The organism is Oceanobacillus sp. FSL K6-0118 (assembly GCF_038006665.1).
Classification (GTDB): Bacteria; Bacillota; Bacilli; order Bacillales; family Amphibacillaceae; genus Oceanobacillus; species Oceanobacillus caeni.
In genome coordinates this window covers 2124075-2144159 of record NZ_JBBOVR010000001.1, presented here as the reverse complement: position 1 = coordinate 2144159, position 20085 = coordinate 2124075, and the positions used below count along the sequence as shown (strand labels likewise).

Sequence of the window (20085 nt, the reverse complement as noted above, 5' to 3'; positions counted from 1 at the left end):
CTCCATTAGGCTACTATTAATCATCCATTGGTGAGGTAGCCTTTTATTACTTAAATTATATCCCGAAATGCTTTTTCAATAGTTCTTTAAACTTAGCATGATCGATTTCCTCTTTTGTATCTATTCCATCTATCCATTGTGTGAAGGAAGTATCGGTTAAAGTTAAATTCCCCGTAGAAGTCAGTCGAGTGATTAAAGGCTTTTTGTTAAATGGAGATTCTTGGTGCTTGGCGATGATTGTTTGAATTTCATTAAATTCTGATACATCGTTGATAAGCTTCTTAGAATCGAAAGCATATCCAATTTTCCAATTCGTGTCCTTATGTTTTAATTTCATTTCAAGTGCATAATTCCCAAACTCACTATCCCCTTTATTCACTCGAAATTCTCCATTATTGGATGTGACAGGTTCCCCAGTGATAGGAACGGGTTTTAATGGTAAATTTCCTCCAAATCCAGTATCTATTAAGTATGTTTGGTTCTTGTGGGTTACAAGAATTGCAACATGAGTCCTTCCAATGGTTGAATACGTTTCATTGATATTATCGTAAATCACTCCACGTACTAGGGATGCGTCAAATCCATTTTCGATTAAGAAAAAGTAGAAAATCGAATTTAATTCATAACAAAGACCTCCCTCTTTATTGACTAGTATTTTATTAATTAAGTTTTCTTTATTGATATCACTTATTTTATTCTCCATAATACATAAATTCTCAAAAGGGATATTTATTGCCGTTTGTTCAAGAATATAATCCAACTTTTCAAAAGTAATATTCTTGTTTTGGGAAATACCGATTCTTTTACGAAATAAGCTATTCAATTCACACATAAAAATCACTCCAATAAGAACAAAGGCTTAGGCGCCCGTTTTGTGTCTCGGAAGTCGCTGGGCACTGGAGCCGGATAAGAAAATTATTAAAACAACTTTTCTTTACATATAAAGCGTAATTTATATTTTATATTATTGTGTTTCAGAGATGGATTGCCGAAACATATACGATAACATCATTGTAGTGCAGTTTAATTTCCAGTTTTTATTATTTCATAGAAACTATCAATTTTCTTTCTTGATTTCAAAAAATTGGCTTATCGAGATTTGATAAACCAATTCCATGAATAGTATGTTATTTTGATAATGCGATTTTTATATGGGCTAAGTGATGTTCTTCATGCCATGCTAATTTTGCAACTTTTGCTGCAACCGTTATTGGACCATTTTCCTGATGAACAAAAGTTCGATTTAATTGCTCTTCGGTTAAATGGTGACCTAAAGATACGATGCGCTCATTTATGCCTTCCAACATTTTTATAGAACATTCTACGGGAAGTTTTGTGTCCGGTTGAATAGCCCACTTTTCTTCATCAAAAGCTGGTACTGTTGGACTCTCTTCCGTTAAAGCCAGTTTCAAACGTTGATACATGTTCAACTGAGAATCAGCAATATGATGAACTAATTGACGAACTGTCCAGCTACCATCACGATAAGTTTTGCTTAATTCCTCATCACTTAATGAGTCGACTGTTTCTCTTAATCGAATCGTGTATGTTTCGATTTGCTTTAACCATTCTTGAATATTTTCGAAAGTTACTTTTTCGGGAACTTGTAATTTGCCAATTGGTTCTCTTACATCCATTTTCAATCCCCCTTTTCCTATTCTTTATTTTATTATATTTATGTATTGACGTTTAATATACCTAATCTACTTAGTTCTTGTAATCTTCCGCAAAATGTAAAAAACTAGGCAACGAATACATTCTGCTAATTAGCTTAATTTCCTGATAACTTTATACTAACATATTTGTTTCTAAAAAAACTAAATGACTATTTTTTAGTTGGTTTACTAATGAATTAGTGATGCTCTCAAATTATTAACTCCATTTTCTAAATAGCCCTTTAAACAAGATAACACATATACCCAACCTTCTTTTTGTCCTAACATTTTATTCACTATTTCAGGGTCATCTTTTTTTAAGCCTCAAACACCTCATTTGCTGACTTATATATTTTAAATTTCGTAGTTACTTGAGTATCCATATCAAAATCAACTCTCTTTCATACTATTTCATACTTGTACTATTATATCCTACTGTACTCATCGTTTACATTAACGGTACTGTCCTTAGCCCGATCAAAAATGCACCGAACAATATAAGTAATGTGGCGAAAAATAATTTTATTTTAATTCCCCCTCGTTTTTAAAAAGTTCCATTAACTTTTTGAAACGATTATTTCAAATTTTGGTCACAATAGGATAAATCTTTCATGGTATAATTAAACAGTATTTGTATTATTTCATTCACTTTAAACACGATAAAAATAGGGGATATTTATGAAAAACGGACAATTACTATCGGAGACAACAGCGGGGAGCTCTTCTAAATTCCTTAGCTTATTAATTGATATCAAATATTTATTAAAAGGTAAAGTGTTAGTAGCCAATGTACTGCCTGTATTTACAGCCTATTGGTTAGCACTTTATTTTAATGGGGAACAATTTATTGATCATTGGGGCCTTTTTCTATTAACCATGTTTGGCAGTACACTTGTCATTTCTGGAGCGTTAATTCTCAACAATTGGTATGAAGTCGATTTGGATAGAAAAATGGTTCGTACACAAAATAGACCGACAGTTAATGGGAATTTTTCTTTAAAAGCAGTTTTATGGTCGGGAATCATCACATCGATCATTGGACTAGTTTTCATGCTATTTACAACACTTGAAGCAGCTATTTATTCATTTTTAGGCTGGTTTGTCTATGTTGTTCTTTATACATTTTGGACAAAACGAAAATTTACTTTGAATACAATAGTAGGTAGTGTTTCCGGAGCATTTACACCTTTAATTGGTTGGGCAGCGATAGCGCCAGCAAGTCACATCGTTCCAATCGTTTTTTTCTGTATTCTTTTCATTTGGCAAGTTCCACATACATTCGCAATCTCTATAAAAAGGTTGGAAGATTATACACGTGCCGGGGTGCCTATGCTACCAGTTGTTTACGGTGTTGATGTCACCATTCGACAAATTATAATTTATGTTATTGCATTGTTACCATTCCCATTCTTTTTGACTGCTTCTTTAGGCTGTTTTTTCCTTGTCTTTGCTGTTTTCTTAACCATTGGTTGGATTATTCTTGCGTTGAAAGGACCACGAGCTAAAGATGTGAAGAAATGGGCACAGATGAATTTACGTTATTCTTTAATTTATTTAATTTTATTATCATTCGCAATGATTATTTTGACTTCACCAATCATCGATTAAAAATGATAGGGAAATCCTTCATTAAGGAGGATTTCCCCATTTTATTCTACATCTTGTTAAATAATTTACCTTTAAATGCAAGGAGCACTCGTTTTTTCCTTATTGGAATGGTAAGTATTAAATTATTGTTGCTTGGTTACTTTTTTCGTTAAACTGCCCGTTAATAAATTCACAAAAAGGGCGCTTCTCCGTCTTTTGGAAAAGCACCAATTAGGCTTCTTCACGTATTTTTTGCTTCCATAATTCGATGAGGGTGCGTATAAATGTTTAATCGATTTCCACGTGCAAAACCAATGGTTGTAATACCTAAATCATCTGCTAGTTGTAATGCGAGATCAGTCGGTGCTGATTTAGAAATAAGGATTCCCACTCCCATTTTAGAAACCTTCAGTAATACTTCTGAAGAAATTCTACCACTAAAAACAACTAATTTATCACCAAGCCTAATTTTATTTTGGATAACATGCCCATATAGCTTATCTAACGCATTATGTCTACCAATATCAGAACGGATGGTAATAATTTCATCCTGTGTTGCTAGTGCAGCATTGTGCACTCCGCCCGTTTTAATAAATTGTTTGGATTTTGTTTGAAGTGCATTCATTAATTGGAAACAATGTCTCACTGAGATTATTAGTTGACTCATAATGGTCTTTGCTGTCCTAATATCGTTTTTAAAATAAAATTGTCGACTTTTTCCACAACAAGAACCGATGAACCGTTTGGAGTGATCCAATTGTAAACCGTCTAAATTCTTTATTAATTGAATGTAGGAAAATCCAAGTTTCTCATCAATGGAGATTGATTTTATTTCATCATAGAAACGGATAACCCCTTCTGCCGCAAGAAATCCAACGATGAGATCCTGTAGATCCGTTGGCGTACATACAATAGTCGCAAACTCCTCCCCATTGAGCATAATGGTAAAAGGCTTTTCGATTGCAACCTCTTCTTGCTGGGTGGACTTTGAATCTCCATTAAATCGTATGACCTCCCACCCATTCTCCTTCTTATTATTCATTTTATTTCACCTAACCTAATCCATCTCAAGCTCCTCTACTCTCTTTTCTGCATATTTCGTATCTTTATGTGCAAAATATGTTTCCGCCTTCTCCAAGATAACAGCCGTATTGTATTCCGGTATCCCTGCATATTTTTCGTAGACACCTTTAGGTATCAGTGCATTTCCTTCTGGCCAGTGTACTTCAACATTTCCTGTTTTAATTTCTACAAATTTTGCACGGCCATGAAATGTACCATATTGATTAAAAGCGACAACAGGATCGCCTTCTTTTATACCTAATGCTGCTGCATCTTTTTCATTTAGAAGGAGATCATAGCGGTCTGCATCGTTAAATGGGTCCGTTTCATGATAAATCATAGAATTAAATTGTTTTCCACGTCTTGATGTCACATAAAAGTGTCCTTCTGGCTTACGAAGTTCAGGTATCTCAACGGTAATGAGATTTCCCTTTTTATCTGGTGTTGGACATATTCCACCTTCACATAACCATAAACCACCCCATTGAAAGACATATCCTCTGCTTTGCATATGCTGAATTCCATCATAATTTGGTGCTGCCTTTGCTATTTCCTCTCGAATCTCAAATGGGTCCTTAAAGTCAATCAAATGTTTTTTATCTGGTTTTACCCTTTTGGCAAGGTCAACGTAAATCTCCCACTCTGCTCTTGCTTCTTCCATACGTGGTCCCTTTATTTCCGGAGAAAAATATACCATCCTTTCTGTAGAAGTAGATGTACCTCCGCCCGGTTGCTCATATCGCGTCATTGCCGGCAATACAATAACTGCTTCCTTTGCATCTACAAGTGTCGACGTATTAAAAATAATATCCTGATGAACACGAATATCTATATTTTCTAAACATTGCTTCACAAAATCAGGATTGGGCATGGTTTCCAGCAAATTACCACCAGATAAATAGTAGAGCTCAAGTTTTCGTTCATGATCGTCTGGAAGAAGGGCATTCTCTAAAGAAACACCAACAATATCGCCTTGCCATTTTGGAATTTCAAACCCCCAAATCGTCTCTACACGGCTTCGATTTGCATCATCTATGCCACCACCAGGGAGGACAAATGGATCTGCCCCCATTTCCCCTGAACCTTGAACGCCAGAGTGTCCACGGATTGGCATTAAACCACAATGCTCTCTTCCTAAGAAACCTCTTAACAAGGCGAGATTGGCTACTTGTGATATATTATCCGTACCAAATCGATGTTGTGTTAATCCCATCGACCAAACAAATACCGCGGATTTTGATTTAGCTAGAAGTTCAGCTAATTCCATCATTCGTTCTTTCGTTAATTCGGATGATTTTTCTAGCTGATCCCATTCATAAGCCATTACTTTTTCTTTCAAACTCTCCAGTCCATTCACATGCTTGGAGACAAATTCATGATCGATTGCAGAGCCATGAACACTTTCCTCCATCGTAAACCAATGCTTCATGATTCCATGCATGAAAGCAATATCTCCACCAATATTTACTTGATAAACATCATCCGCTATTTTCGTTCCAAATAAAGCAGATTCCGCAATCGATGGAACCCAGTAATTGTCCATGGCAGGCTCATGATATGGATTGATGATAATAATTTTCGTACCTTTACGCTTTGCCGCATACATATATTTCGTTGAGACTGGTTGATTATTTGCAGCAACAGAACCCCAAAAGACGAGGACATCTGTACCAATCCAATCTTTATAACTACAAGTGGATGCACCAACACCAATCGAACGAGATAATGCTGTTTTCGATGGGGAATGACAAATACGTGATGCGTTATCCACATTGTTCGTACCAAGAAATCTGGAAACCTTCCCTAGTGTATAATATACTTCATTCGTAATTCCTCTTGACGTTGTATAAAAAGCGAATTTCTTCGGATCTAGCATTTTCATTTTATCCGAAATTTTATCCAACGCATCATCCCAGCTGATTCGACTAAATTTCTTTTCCCCTGGTTTGCGAATAAGTGGATACGGAATTCTCCCCAATTGACGTAATTCCGTACTACTCATTTTGCGTAAATCAGCAACATCCGCATGTACGTATTTTTCCTCCATTGCAGGCATTGTATTTAATCGTAGGACATTTAAGCGGGTGGTACATAAGTGTGGTCCTGTTAACGTTTGATCCTTGAGTCCTGATACTCCAAGGGCACATCCATCACAAACTCCTTGTGTAAGGATTCTCGTTGCAAACCTTAGATTATCTTTATTTTCCCAAACTACTTTCATGGTATCCCGAATATGATGTGGCTTCACCTTCCCAAGACCGAATGGAACTTTACTAACCCAAAGTGATGGATCAGGTTTCCTTGGTAGTTTAACTGGACCAGTGTGTTTTGTTTCCCCCACGTCAATCCCTCCATATTTAATAAAATAGCATTTACTAAATCAACATTCTTTTCTGTTAAAGTCTATACAAATGTCAAGAAGAATTCCTTCTTTATTCTTTTTTTCAAGAAGTATTCTCCTAATCAAGTAAAGATAGTTTCATAAAGTGGTTATTAAATTTAGCTACTAGATATATATATTGATGGTGGGAACAAAATATCTTAAAAACTGTTATTATTTAAAACATTTCATGGAACAGATAGGTTTAAACAAAAATTGAACTTAAGCGTTTTTAATAACAGTTTATTTAAGGGGGTTTTTTAGTGAGTAACAAAGCAGTTGTGTATGTTAAACCAGGTGAAGTTGAGATAAGGGATATTGGTTATCCGGATTTAGTACTTCGAGATGGTCCAGGAGTCAATCCACTTAATGTCGGAAGAAAGTGTCATCATGGTGTCATATTAAAGGTGATTTCAACGAACATATGTGGCAGTGATCAACACATGGTTAGAGGACGTACTACAGCGCCAAGTGGATTAGTGTTGGGTCACGAAATTACAGGACAGGTCGTTGAAGTTGGTAGAGATGTTGAATTTATTGAAAAAGGAGATATCGTATCCGTTCCCTTCAACATCGCATGTGGTCGTTGTGTCAATTGTAGGAAACAAGATACACATATTTGTACAAACGTTAATCCCGATCGCCCTGGTTCAGCATATGGATATGTAGATATGGGTGGTTGGGTCGGCGGACAGTCTGAATATGTCATGGTACCATACGCAGACTTCCAATTATTAAAATTCCCTGACAAAGATCAAGCATTGGAAAAAATCCTTGATTTAACCATGCTTTCGGATATCTTTCCCACTGGATACCATGGTGCAGTCAGTGCGGGAGTGAAGACTGGGTCAACGGTATATGTTGCTGGAGCCGGTCCAGTCGGTTTAGCTGCTGCACATTCCGCACAACTATTAGGAGCTTCGGCTGTTATTGTTGGTGATTTAAATGAGGAACGTCTCGCTCAAGCAAGAAGTTTTGGCTGCGAAACAGTGAATTTACGTGAACATGATAATCTTGGAGAACAAATTGAACAAATATTAGGTACCCCAGAGGTAGATTGTGCAATAGATGCCGTTGGGTTTGAAGCGAGCGGACATGGCAGAAATGCTGGCGAGGCTCCTGCTACAGTATTAAATTCCATTATGGACATAACGAGAGCTGGTGGACGATTAGGAATTCCAGGTTTATACGTAACAGGAGATCCAGGTGCAGTGGACGCAGATGCAAAAGAAGGCACACTTAAAATCCGCTTCGGTCTAGGATTTGCAAAAGCACATACATTTGTAACCGGGCAAACACCGGTAATGAAATATAATCACGATCTAATGAAAGCCATTTTAAGTGGTAGAGCACAAATTGCGAAAGCTGTTAACGCAACGGTTATCTCCATAGACGACGCCCCGAATGGCTATAAACAATTCGATGGTGGCGTATCAAGAAAATTCGTTATTGATCCACATAACCTGATTAAATAAAAGAATTGTATCGCATTCAATCAAGAAGTTTAAAAATCGTTATCTTGTAAAACAGTAGTTCGTTAATCGTATGTAATCATTCGAGACTCGTATACGAGAATCCGTTATTCATATATAATAATCCGATAATTTAGGATCAGGAATCCGTTAATTATACTGACTTTAGATGGGAGGAATTTAATCATGGGTAAATTAAATTTAGAAGTAGCAAAAAAGCTAATTGAAGGTGCGGAGCAGGAAGCAAAAAGACTCGGCATACAAATGGTCATTTCTGTTTTGGATGAAGGTGGAAATTTAATTGCTGTCCATCGCATGGATGATGCTTGGCTTGCAAGTGTTGAAATCGCCCAAAATAAAGCTTGGACCTCTGTTGCACTGAAAATGCCAACAGCTAACTTAGCTGAAGCGACTGTTCCGAATGCAGAACTTTATGGATTGAATACAACAAATAATGGAAGAATTGTACTATTTGGCGGTGGAATCCCACTGACTCAGAATGAAAAAGTTGTCGGGGCTGTAGGTGTTAGTGGAAGTAGTGTAGAACATGATATTCAAGTAGCACAAGCGGCGGTTAATGTTTTTGAAAGTTTGAAGGTTAGTGTAGGTAATTAATAGAAAACCCACTTTGTAATAGGTTGATAAGCTAGGGTCAGATGTGATTTTATAATAAGGTTTGATCAAAAGAATCCTAGAATTGTTTTAGCGATGTGCTTATAAAAAACATCATATTTTTCAACCAACTTTTTTGAACGTTTATATGGTTGATTACGAAATCCATGTTAGGTAAATTCCCAATTCGAACGTGTTTATTTGAACAGTCCATAACTAAAACTGACATATAACAATCGCTTTTGCTATATGTCAGTTTTTTCTTCATATTCGAGTATATCACCAGGCTGGCAATTTAATTATCTTAGCCATCGGCACACTGAACACGAACTATTTTTTAATGATAATATTTAACTAAATTACTTCATATAATTCTCAACTAAATCATAGCATCTTTCTTCCGTAAGATTCGCTAGCACAGCCACATATTCTAAGTGTTCTTGTGTGCCACCTTTATATTTTAGAGATGCTTCTTTGGCAGAATCATCTCTATACTTTATCCAATCCCGTTGTTCATTTCTTAAATGGTCCACCTCTTCAGTAGGTAGTTGCTCCATGAGAACTTCATAAACTTCATTTAACAATTCATCCCAAACATCGTACCTATCGTTTTCCACCTTTTTCATAGCGTACGTTGATGAATCTTCTGCTTTCATTTCATCCGTTTCCTTTTTAGCATCACTCAATTTTGTTAAATACTCTTCCTTAAGATTCACCGGAGTATTGGTAGTAGAAATACTCTCCTCTTTAATAGGTGCATTGTTTGATGCATCCACTTTTTCTTTTGTATCATTAGTTTCTGTATCTTTGGCGTCTGTATCGGTGTATTCGGTTGCAGTATTTTCTGTTAAATCCGTATTTGATGAATCATTCATTCCGTCGGATAATTCGGTGTCCGATTTTTCATTTACTTCAGCATTTGAGTTTCCACAAGCAGCTAATATGACTATTAATAAAGTAACAATTGTAAATAATAATTTTTTATTATTTTCCATCCCTACCTTCTCCCTCCTTTTTTAATTTTAAACTTATTTAAATAAACCATAGTTAAGAAAAAAATCATTATACTAAAATATTTTAGCATATTTTTCCATAACATTATTATTCTTTAGCATCTTACTTTGTAGTTTTCATAGTCTAATCTTCGCTCCTATACTACTTTAGATGGTTAAGGACTATCTCTTGGAAAATGATTACTCTGCTTTCCTCAGGCCCTACTATTCCTTCTCATGCTGTTGATCTAACCATGCCTCTGTTAGTGCATTCGAAACTACCCCACTTCTGCCATCCAAAGGAAATTCTATCTTGTAACATTTTCGTAACATATTAATCTTGTATTTTTTATCGAAACCTATTAAGATTCAATTGTGAAGTATTTCACATTACTTTTTTCATAAGAAAGGAGCAATAACATGAAGAATTTTATAGGTATAGTAGGAACAAACTCAGATAGTTCCACTAATCGTTTATTGCTACAATTTATTCAAAAACATTTTACGGATAAAGCTGACATTGAAATTTGTGAAATAAAGAACATTCCTGCTTTTAATAAGCCAACAGATAAGAAAGCGCCTATTGAAGTACAAAAACTTGCGGATAAGATTACGCAAGCAGACGGTGTAATCATCAGTACGCCAGAATATAACCATTCCATACCAGCGACATTAAAAAGCACTCTCGAATGGTTGTCCTATACGTCGCAGCCACTTATTGATAAAGCTGTTATGATCACTGGGGCCTCATATGGAAGATTAGGCTCTTCCCGTTCACAAGCACATTTGCGACAAATATTGGATGCGCCTGAATTGAAAGCACGAATTATGCCACAGAACTTTTCTTGGGAGGGTAATTAATCAACTAGGAGGTATAGACATGAAAATCGTTGGAATCGTTGGATCAAATGCTGATTTTTCATATAATCGTCTATTGTTAAATTTTATCGCTAAGCAGTTTAAAACGTTAGTGGATGTGGAAGTTTTAGATATTAAAGATATTCCAATGTTTAATCAATCCGATGATCAAACAAATAGTGCACCCATTCAACATTTTAATAAAAAAATTACGGAAGCAGATGGCGTTATTATTGCTACACCCGAATATAATCATTCCGTCCCATCTGCCTTACAAAGCGTCATCGAATGGTTATCCTTTAAAATCCATCCGCTTGATGGAAAACCGGTCATGATTGTGGGGGCTTCTTACGATGTCCAGGGATCTTCAAGATCTCAACTACATTTACGACAAATATTAGATGCGCCTGGTGTGAATGCAGTCGTTATGCCGGGAAATGAATTTCTGTTAGGGGAAGTGCATAAGGCATTTGATGAAGATGAGAACCTAAAAGATCCACAAACCACCCAATTTCTAGAAAGTTGTATCAAGAAATTTATTCGCTTTATCAACGTTGTCAACGTTCTTAACTCTCCTGAAGGGATGAAAGATGTATCAAGTACAGAAGATTTATATGCTACAGGATCCATTGATACAACGATTGAAGGGATTGACATGTCAGCCGATGACTGGGTGGAACAAGCTGCTAAAGCAACGAAAGCGGTAGAAGGCAATACCTATGTTAAATTAAATCGCGGTATTTTAACCGTGAATCAATTAAATCATTTTTTAAATTCCATGCCTGCTGAATTAACTTATGCGGATAGTAATAATCAATTCTTATACTATAACCATAAGCTTGAAGCTGAAGACATGTTAGCAACTCGTAGACCAGGACAAGTAGGAAATCCGTTAGCAGAATGTCACCCAGAAAGAGCCTTTAGTAGCGTTGCTTGGGTCATTCAACAATTACGTAATGGGAAACAAGATGTTGTACGAACCCATGTACCAACACACGGACCAGATAAGTATGTCGTTCATAGCTACCAGGCCATTCGTGATGAAGATGGTAATTATCTTGGAATCAACGAATATGTACAAGATATTAAACCGATGATTGATTGGTATTTAGAACAAACAGGACAACAGTTAACTGGCGGCAATGTTGATGCAGTATCTGGGGCAACTACTAAAGTAGATACTGTATCTAGTGCAACGGTTAAAGGCTAATAAAAAGAGGTCGTGATGGCCTCTTTTTCGAGTCTAGTTCAAATATCTTATAGCTAGAGCTGTTTTTCTAACTGGAAAGGGTGATAGTATGGCAATGCAAAGTCGTGACATACAAATGATGGGAACCGTTATCCATTTAGCTATTCAACATGAATATGCAGAATTCGTTTTGGATAAAATTATTCTACGATTGAAAGAGTATGAGAAACGTTTTAGCGCGAATGACCCTACTTCAGAACTAATGGAAGTTAACCAAAATGCAGGAATTCAACCTGTGAAAATAAATCCAGGTTTATACGAATTAATTAAAATAGGTAAAAAACATAGCACGGCTGAAGATAGTTCATTAAATATTGCCATTGGTCCCCTTGTTCAAGCTTGGCGTATTGGGTTTGAAGATGCAAAGGTTCCATCACACCAAGATATCCAATCTTTACTTAGCAAAACAAATGCAAAGGACATTATTCTGGATGATAAAAATCTAACCGTTTTTTTAAAACATACCGGAATGTTTATCGACTTAGGTGCATTAGCAAAAGGATTTATTGCAGATCTCATTATTCAAGATTTGGAAGCGATGAATGCTACATCCGCTTTAATTAATTTAGGTGGAAATGTCATGACATATGGAATTTCTCCTAATCAGAAGGATGGTTACTGGCGAATCGGAATTCAACACCCCTTCCTTTCACGCGGAAATTATATCGCCGTTTTAAAAGCTTTCAATCAATCTGTTGTTACATCTGGCGTTTACGAAAGAACATTTACGATGAATAACAAAACATACCATCATATTTTGGACTCTACTACTGGATATCCGATTCAAACGAAAATTGCTGGTTTAACTATTGTATCCAATAAATCAGTCTATGGAGAAATATGGACGAGTCGCTTATTTGGGCAGTCCCCTAGCCAAATCATTCATACGTTAAATCAAATACAAGACGTAGCAGGTATTGTCGTTACGAAGGATGGGGAGCTTTATTATTCGGAATCGCTTAGGCCGTATTTAATAGAAACTTATATTTGACTAAAAATTCGAACACTTCTCCTCTTCTCTAATATATTATGCATACCCTGTTACAAGAAAAAACCCCTTACCAATGGATAAGGGGAATGTTTGTTTAAATTATGTTGCCGTGTTTCGGTTTTCCTTGTGCTATTTGTTTTGGTCACAATTTAATCAATCTGTTTTGCTGATCTTCCATATATCCAATTCCTTCTTAAGTAACTTCATTAACTCAATTGCCGAATTTCTATCTAATTGGATAGATTGACTAATCTTCCCTTGTGTTTTGCCATCAGAAGAACTATACGTATCGATTTGAAAATACTTATTACCATTTTCATCTATAAAACTAGTATAAGTTGCATCTACTTCCGTATGCACATTGTTTCTGTTTTTTTCTTTTCTTTTTAGATTCTCTGTATTAATTAGTGCCATATTCTCTCTCCTATGCTTTTTATAATAACAATAGATGTATAAAATTCCATCTTATTTTTTCAGATAGAAAGCTTGTTTGCATAATTTTATGTCTCTTTTCACCTGCTTAGTTGCAAGAAGTAGGTCCATTTTAACTTTTTTAAGTATTATAGAAGCTGGATTTATATCCCTATTTGAAATGTTTCTCTCTACCTTTGAAAAATTCACATTTCTATTATAACATCTTGAAAAATCAATAGAAGTAATAACTCTATATTAATTACTAGGGTTATTACTTCTATCATTTTAAAGTTTGAAGTTAGGTATGAAATGGTTCACCGTACCATATTAGAGGGCGCAGCTTTATTAGGATAATAAATGATCAAAAAGGAACAGCACAAGTGGCTGTTCCTTTGATGTGTAACACCTTAAATCTTAATATCAATGTTCGCATTTTTCTTTAACTCATCAACTTGCTGAGCGATTTTTTCCTGTTGCTTTTGCTGCTTGAGAGATTGTTCGATTTGCGGTTTTACTTCTTCAAGCTTTGGAACTTCTTGTCCAGTGCTCTTTCCTTGTTCCGATAATTGTTTGTACGTTTTTTCAATTTCCTTATCGGTTATTTCGCTAGTCGGTACTTCTTTCTCAACGTACTGTTCAAGTTTTATATTATCAGCTATTTGAGTTTCAAATGTTTTCATATCCATGCCGGACTCTTTAAGAACGTCCTCGAATTCTTTTTCTGTTTCAAACTGTTTTTTCATTTCGTCCAGCTGTTTTTTAATATCTGCTTCTGAAGCTTTATAGCCCTTTTTATCTGCATCTTGTAGAAGAAGAGTTTGTCCGACTAAGCTATCAATTGTTTGGTCTTTTACTTGCTCTAATGCTTCTTTAGAAGTCGGATCTTCTCCCATTTGCAACATTTGTTGTTGTATAGAGGCTAAGGTGCTATTATAGTCACTTCCTAGAATTTCATTATCATTCACGATGGCGACAGTTTTCTTTTCATCTACATGCTGTGCATCTAATTTCTTTTGCATCTCTTCCATTTGCTTTTCCTGTTCCTTCTGCTGTTCCTCTGTTTTGGCTTTATTATCATTCTTATCCTCTTTGCCTTCTTCGTTACCTCCGCATGCTACTAAAGCAACAGCCATTAGACCAGTTAGTAATGTTAACATTATTTTTTTCATCATCGATCTCCTTCCTTAAGCTAGAAGCATAATTATTTTAAAAAAACATCTGGTACGAATTATATAGTAAATCTTACGAAAATGAAACCTTATGTGGGTTTTCTTAAGATTTGTAACAGAATTGAGACGTTTTATCATACAAAAAGACCATTATCTTTAGATTCTTTTATTCCCTAAATTTTTAATAGATCAATGGATCCATATCTATGAACGACTATTGTTATACCAAGGATGTATTCTAACTTAAAAAGGATTTTTCTTAGACGTAAGGAAGGATATTTTTAGCCAAAATGTTGTGTTGCTTGAAAAGTTTATAACATCATTAGAAATATTTTTGTAATGTTCCATTCAGTCCATTTTGATATTTATACTGAAAAAATACAAGTACCATTTTTGTACTTGTATTTTAACGTTAGAATCTATTATTCAGTAAAAGATTTGGCACCAAGATAATGACTTTGCCAATAATCGATGCTGATATCTGCTACACTTACACCGTCATCTCCAGCGTGAATCATTTGATTATTACCGATGTAGACTCCACTATGAGACGCTCCTTCTGTATCATAAGTACCTTCAAAAAATACAACATCCCCGATACTAGGATGATCTACATAGTTACCATCGTTCTCCCACATTTCACGATGAGTGCGTGAAATATCATCAATGCCTACTTGATTAAACACATAATTAATAAAACCACTACTGTCCATTCCTTCCGTAGTTGTTCCTCCCCATACATAAGGCGTACCTATAACACTTTTCGCTACAGCAACAATATCAGATTTTATATTAGAAACATCCTCAGAGCTAGACTCCGTAACCGTTAAATTATCTTCAGAAGAGTCAATTTCCGTTATCGTTAAGTTATCTTCGGAAGATTCCATTTCTGGTAACGCCATCGTTTCTAAAGTATTTGGACCTACTATACCATCCACTTGTAAATGATGATCTGCTTGATAATCTCTTACTGCTTGTCCCGTTATAGAACCAAAAATACCGTCAATCGTATATGTATAGTAACCTTGTTCTTGAAGTTCTTTCTGTATATCCTCTACTGCTGCACCTACATCACCGTGCTGAATTAATGTCCCCTCACTTGATGATGCTACCTCTTGCTCCTGTATATTAGAAAGGTTGCTCTCGCTAATAGTAATATCTCCCTCCGAAGCGTCTGCTCCAGCATTGGCAAACACCTTTCCGCTAAGAACTGGAGTAAAAACCAAAGAACTTACAAATGCTATAGAAAGTACATATTTCCCTACTGTTTGATTGGACTGTGCCATCATTATTCCTCCTCTTTTTACTAGTTAAAGGCGAAAGATTTATTCACCATATTTTTGACTATCTGTAAATTAACATATGAAAATCTCAATTCGATAACATAGAGTTTAAGAAGGAATAACAAATTATTAAATAAAATGAAACTTTATAAGAATTTCGCAAAGTCGCTAGATGCCTGGAACAACGCGGTTATTCCTAGCAACGGTTGGACTATTTTATACTCTTACATAAGCATTTTGATTACTAGATTTCATTTAGTGAACGAAATAGACTTTGAGATGATAAGGAGGATACGCTTCGTTTACAAATTAATGACAACTGCTAAAAAAATGTAATCTTATGATACGGTTATAGAGTAGGAGTTATCAACTGTGATTTAGACAGCCATAAACGACAGATATATCAACTCAATGATGATTAAATAACGTATCTTGAGGAGGAATACAATGAATGAACAAGATCGGCAAAAAATGAAAGATGCAATTAAAAGAGCTTCTGAGATGAATCTTTCCCTTTTGGGGGAATTGGAAAATTTGTTGAATGAAAACAAAAAACTAGAGGAGGAAAATAAAAAGTGGCGAGAATACTATGAATCTGGTTCAAATCTATATAAAAGAAGCCAGGGTAATCAGGGTCGCGGAACACTGAACACATAATTTATCACACTGTTTCCAATCCAAGAGCCTTATAATGAAAAACGGACAAATAAAATATATGGATCGTAGCATGTTTGGAAGAATTTTCTTTCAAGGCATGCTATTTTGTTCACCATGATTTTTATAGTTATTTAAACACCTTTAAAGTCCCCTTCATCTAGGTATAATGTTTCTAAGACCGAAGCTGTTATAAAAATATACACTGTAAAATCCCCCAACTTTTATAGCTGGGGGTTGTTGAACTTGTCCTAGTAAAAAAACTACGTTATCTATTTTCCATTTCTAAAATCATGATACCAATATTGATTTACTCTCCTTGAATAGCTTCAAGAGGGACTCTTACTTGGTAAGCTTTTGCCCTTTCAACAGCTAGTTCTGCATGGATATTCCCCCAAGTGTCATTAAGAGTAGGCTGTGAAGTTTCCTTTAATATAGCTTTCACATCATTTGGACTAAGATTTGGATTTGCTTCTAACATGAGAGCAATGACGCCTGCACAAATTGGCGTTGCCATGGATGTACCAGATAATTGTATATAATTCTCATCTATTATCATTTCTGGTAATTGTGACTCTGTTACAGAATTCGGAGCTAGAGGTGCAATGATATTCGTACCGGGTGCATAAATATCTGGTTTTACAAAATAATCTATGGACGGTCCCCTGCTTGAGTAATCTGCTATCACATCATCCGCACGCTCTAGGGTATTTTGGTCATCCGTAGATCCAACTGTAATGATAAATGGATTGATAGCTGGAGTACTAATGGTGTATGGATAAGGGCCACTATTTCCAGCTGCAGCACAAACCACGATCCCTTCTTTCCATGCTTCTTGGGCAGCCAATGAAAGTGGATCATTTCTAAAAGAATCATATGCTGGTGCCCCTAATGATAGGGAAATAATATGAATTTGGTGTTCATCTCTATGATTGATACACCACTCAATGCCCTCGATAATAGAAGATAATCTACCACTACCATTTTTATCTAATACCTTAACCCCAATAATAGAGGCCTCTGGTGCTGGGCTGATATATTTCCCATTAGATAAGAACCCATTACCAGCTGCATCACCAGCACAATGAGTTCCATGTCCATTATCATCATAAGGTTCTTCATTTCCATTTATAAAATCCTTAAAGGCAATAATTCTGTTAGATGGGTTGGTAAAGTCTTCATGCGGATAAATTCCTGTATCAATTATTGCAATCGTTACTCCTTTTCCAGTGAAATGAAGTTGATTTTGAACATTTACGGCTCCAATTTGTTTGCTTGCAATATCTAAAAAAGCAGTTACTTCTCGGTCATAGAAAATACGATCTACGGCATCATGATCTTTAATTTGTTTTATCATTCCAGGGGTTAATTTTCCTTTTATACTATGAATAATGGGGAGTTCTCGTTCAAGTTTATTGTGGGAATCTACGTTGCAAGTATTATAGAGGTCGTCTTTTAATCCTTTTTCACAACTATTTTTCAAATAAACAATGACAGGGATTTCGTTATCTGTCTCATTCGGATCAACTCTTCGATTAATTCTTAACTGCTCAACCAATCCTAAGTCTAAACTTCTACCCGCAGCTTCATACCAAACTCTTTTTCGTCTTGTCAAATTGTTCTCCTCCTTTAATGAATAAAATACTTATTCCAAGAGAGTCAACAACTACTAAATAATGGAAGGTAATTAGACTTTACCTTCTAATCCCATTATATCAAGGACAATCTATTAAAACTATAAGACAATTTAACTATATTCTTAATATACTTAAAATTCAATATAGTATAATAGATATAAATATGATAGTACCATAAATGTTATTCTTTTAAATAACCGTCACATGTTAGGTGGTAGCTTTAAAAGTTTTTCATAAAAAACATCTTGTACCCTCCTCTTTATTAAATCGGTTCCAAAATCTGTAATAAAAAAGGCTTATTGTATTGAAAAAGATAATTAACTATGATAAAATTTTAGGACAGGTATATAATAATTACAAAATTCAGAAGGTTCCATCAACTAAAGTGTCAGCATTACCATTTAATAGAGGGGAGGTATCATTGTGAAATTAAGTGATGTAATCGCCTTATTAGCCCTCTTATGTACTTTTGGAACATTCTTAATGGCCATTTTAAACTTCGTACTTAATCTGTTGTAATAGACCTCTATATCTCATTCATTTTTGAAACATTATTAGATTCCCTCTCTTTTTATATTGTTAAGATATTTGTTTTTTGGTCTTCCACTAAAAAATAAATAAAAGGGGGTGATTTTTTTGATTTTCTTTTCAAACTCGAAAAAGTTTGTATCTTAGAAATTCCTCAGATAAAACTCATCGATGTAATGGAGGAAAATTCATTCGTCTCTTCTTCATTTACCCTTAACGTTTTATACTTCCATTTAACCTAATAAATCCATTATCTGTTCATGTTAATATCCATGTTCTAATAAAACACGAATCTATTTTATCGTATCAAGTGAAGATCCATGGACTAGATAAGCCTTCTCCCCTCCGATTTTTTATGCAAATAATAATAGTTGTTAATTAACAAATGATCCATACCTAACCTTCACACGCCACTCCTATATTGCAACCACTCATAAGGCAACCACTCTTGATACTTCCTCTGCAAAAACCGGTCATAAAACCCATTTACAAATGGACAATCTATACTCGTACAAATGGTTTTTTCCTGAAAACAAATTTTATCTTTGGCGGTAATGGTCAGAACCTTTGAGATTCTTACTACATTTATCATCCTATCACCTAAAATTATTCATTAACATTAGTTTATCAGATATTGGATTGGTTTGGACAAATGAAAAGGGGCAGTCCCTCACTTTGGTAAAATGTAGTGAATGGGGGGACTGATCCTGAAATCTGTAGCTTAAAGTCTATAATCAACTTTTGTGCTTTCCCCCTCGGGCGTGTAATACTTTTATCCGACGGGGCAGGCATTTGAATTAATTATGATTAAAATGGATTTGTAGCCAATATGCTAGCTGATTTTATGTAGACACGTTGGTTTAATTTCAATTGGGAAACGATCAGTTCAGCAATATCTTCTGGCTGCATATATTTTTCGTCGTTTTCAGGAATTAGTTTTAATTCAATTGCCATGTCTGTTGCGACTGTACTCGGAGTTAAAGCCGTTACCCGGATATTATTTCTGCGGACCTCTTGTGCTAATGACTCAGTTAATCCAATGACACCGAATTTTGAAGCACTATACGCACTTGATGTTGCCGCCCCATTCAAGCCGTTGGTGGAGGAAATATTGATTACGTCTCCACTATTTTTTTCAATGAATTGAGGAAGAACGGACCGTGTAACATAATAGGTACCCATTAAATTCACGTCTATGATCCTTTTCCATTCTTCTGGATCCATGTCTAAAAGGGATGCAAACTTACTCGTTCCCGCACTATTAATCAGAATATCGGCTTTGCCTAATTGATTTGTTATCTTCTCAATAGCCTGTTGAACTTGCTCAAAGTTTGAAACATCCACTGCTGTATAAGCAACTTTTACTCCTAGTTCATCCACAACACTTGCTACTTGCTTTAAATTTGATTCAGTTGTTCCAAGTAAACCAAGGTTAACCCCTTCATTCGCAAGTGCGATCGCAGTCGCTTTTCCAATCCCTCTTCCTGCACCTGTTATGAATGCTACCTTCCCTGTTAAAGATTGTACCAAAACAATCAACTC

The 20085-nt window shown here is 35.5% G+C and carries 17 protein-coding genes; 7 read left to right on the top strand and 10 right to left on the bottom strand.

The features are described 5' to 3' along the window. Nucleotides 1-55: 55 nt before the first annotated feature. Nucleotides 56-832: an arylamine N-acetyltransferase family protein gene (locus MHI02_RS10975; protein ID WP_047185090.1), complete on the bottom strand. Its 777-nt coding sequence runs from the start codon at nucleotides 830-832 to the stop codon at nucleotides 56-58. A 295-nt stretch (nucleotides 833-1127) separates the two neighbouring features. After that, complete coding sequence (locus tag MHI02_RS10970; RefSeq protein ID WP_047185091.1) at nucleotides 1128-1637, bottom strand: YfiT family bacillithiol transferase; 510 nt, start codon at nucleotides 1635-1637, stop codon at nucleotides 1128-1130. Between the two features lie 696 nt (nucleotides 1638-2333). Here MHI02_RS10970 and cyoE point away from each other — a divergent pair. Then, nucleotides 2334-3263: a heme o synthase gene (gene cyoE / locus MHI02_RS10965; protein ID WP_341165910.1), complete on the top strand. Its 930-nt coding sequence runs from the start codon at nucleotides 2334-2336 to the stop codon at nucleotides 3261-3263. A gap of 220 nt (nucleotides 3264-3483) precedes the next feature. Here the strand turns inward: cyoE and fdhD are convergent, their stop codons facing one another. Continuing rightward, nucleotides 3484-4284: a formate dehydrogenase accessory sulfurtransferase FdhD gene (gene fdhD, locus MHI02_RS10960; protein WP_060668860.1), complete on the bottom strand. Its 801-nt coding sequence runs from the start codon at nucleotides 4282-4284 to the stop codon at nucleotides 3484-3486. A 15-nt stretch (nucleotides 4285-4299) separates the two neighbouring features. Continuing rightward, complete coding sequence (locus tag MHI02_RS10955; RefSeq protein WP_341165909.1) at nucleotides 4300-6645, bottom strand: FdhF/YdeP family oxidoreductase; 2346 nt, start codon at nucleotides 6643-6645, stop codon at nucleotides 4300-4302. A 302-nt stretch (nucleotides 6646-6947) separates the two neighbouring features. Between MHI02_RS10955 and fdhA the strand changes: the two genes are divergently transcribed. After that, nucleotides 6948-8159: a formaldehyde dehydrogenase, glutathione-independent gene (fdhA, locus tag MHI02_RS10950; protein ID WP_341165908.1), complete on the top strand. Its 1212-nt coding sequence runs from the start codon at nucleotides 6948-6950 to the stop codon at nucleotides 8157-8159. A 183-nt stretch (nucleotides 8160-8342) separates the two neighbouring features. After that, entirely contained in the window at nucleotides 8343-8771 is a 429-nt protein-coding gene (locus MHI02_RS10945) for a GlcG/HbpS family heme-binding protein (protein WP_047185097.1), read from the top strand. Nucleotides 8772-9127: 356 nt separating this feature from the next. On the opposite strand, the gene MHI02_RS10940 is transcribed toward MHI02_RS10945, so the two are convergent. After that, entirely contained in the window at nucleotides 9128-9763 is a 636-nt protein-coding gene (locus tag MHI02_RS10940) for a lysozyme inhibitor LprI family protein (protein WP_341165907.1), read from the bottom strand. A 417-nt stretch (nucleotides 9764-10180) separates the two neighbouring features. On the opposite strand from MHI02_RS10940, the gene MHI02_RS10935 reads away from it, so the two are divergent. The 3 genes from MHI02_RS10935 (at nucleotide 10181) to MHI02_RS10925 (ending at nucleotide 12858) form a co-directional block, all read left to right on the top strand. Next, the gene (locus MHI02_RS10935) at nucleotides 10181-10621 is read left to right on the top strand and encodes an NADPH-dependent FMN reductase (protein ID WP_341165906.1); all 441 of its coding nucleotides are present in this window, start codon (nucleotides 10181-10183) and stop codon (nucleotides 10619-10621) included. Between the two features lie 19 nt (nucleotides 10622-10640). Then, nucleotides 10641-11828, top strand: a complete 1188-nt coding sequence (locus tag MHI02_RS10930; protein WP_060668863.1) for an NAD(P)H-dependent oxidoreductase — start codon at nucleotides 10641-10643, stop codon at nucleotides 11826-11828. A gap of 88 nt (nucleotides 11829-11916) precedes the next feature. Continuing rightward, on the top strand, nucleotides 11917-12858 hold the full coding sequence (locus MHI02_RS10925; protein WP_341165905.1) for an FAD:protein FMN transferase: 942 nt from the start codon (nucleotides 11917-11919) through the stop codon (nucleotides 12856-12858). A 153-nt stretch (nucleotides 12859-13011) separates the two neighbouring features. Here the strand turns inward: MHI02_RS10925 and MHI02_RS10920 are convergent, their stop codons facing one another. The 3 genes from MHI02_RS10920 to MHI02_RS10910 form a co-directional block, all read right to left on the bottom strand. Next, nucleotides 13012-13272, bottom strand: a complete 261-nt coding sequence (locus MHI02_RS10920; protein ID WP_047185102.1) for a hypothetical protein — start codon at nucleotides 13270-13272, stop codon at nucleotides 13012-13014. Between the two features lie 407 nt (nucleotides 13273-13679). Next, a complete protein-coding gene (locus MHI02_RS10915) occupies nucleotides 13680-14441 on the bottom strand; it encodes a SurA N-terminal domain-containing protein (RefSeq protein ID WP_047185103.1) in 762 nt (253 codons plus the stop codon). A gap of 422 nt (nucleotides 14442-14863) precedes the next feature. Next, on the bottom strand, nucleotides 14864-15727 hold the full coding sequence (locus tag MHI02_RS10910; protein ID WP_257455966.1) for a C40 family peptidase: 864 nt from the start codon (nucleotides 15725-15727) through the stop codon (nucleotides 14864-14866). A gap of 444 nt (nucleotides 15728-16171) precedes the next feature. Between MHI02_RS10910 and MHI02_RS10905 the strand changes: the two genes are divergently transcribed. Next, nucleotides 16172-16381 (top strand): hypothetical protein, encoded by a 210-nt coding sequence (locus MHI02_RS10905; protein ID WP_047185105.1) that lies wholly within the window; start codon nucleotides 16172-16174, stop codon nucleotides 16379-16381. A 307-nt stretch (nucleotides 16382-16688) separates the two neighbouring features. Here MHI02_RS10905 and MHI02_RS10900 read toward each other — a convergent pair whose 3' ends face one another. Then, nucleotides 16689-17993: a S8 family peptidase gene (locus tag MHI02_RS10900; RefSeq protein ID WP_341165904.1), complete on the bottom strand. Its 1305-nt coding sequence runs from the start codon at nucleotides 17991-17993 to the stop codon at nucleotides 16689-16691. 1357 nt (nucleotides 17994-19350) lie between these two features. After that, nucleotides 19351-20073 carry a 3-ketoacyl-ACP reductase gene (locus tag MHI02_RS10895; protein WP_204798621.1) on the bottom strand — a complete coding sequence of 241 codons (723 nt, stop codon included), beginning with the start codon at nucleotides 20071-20073 and terminating at the stop codon, nucleotides 19351-19353. Nucleotides 20074-20085 lie beyond the last annotated feature (12 nt).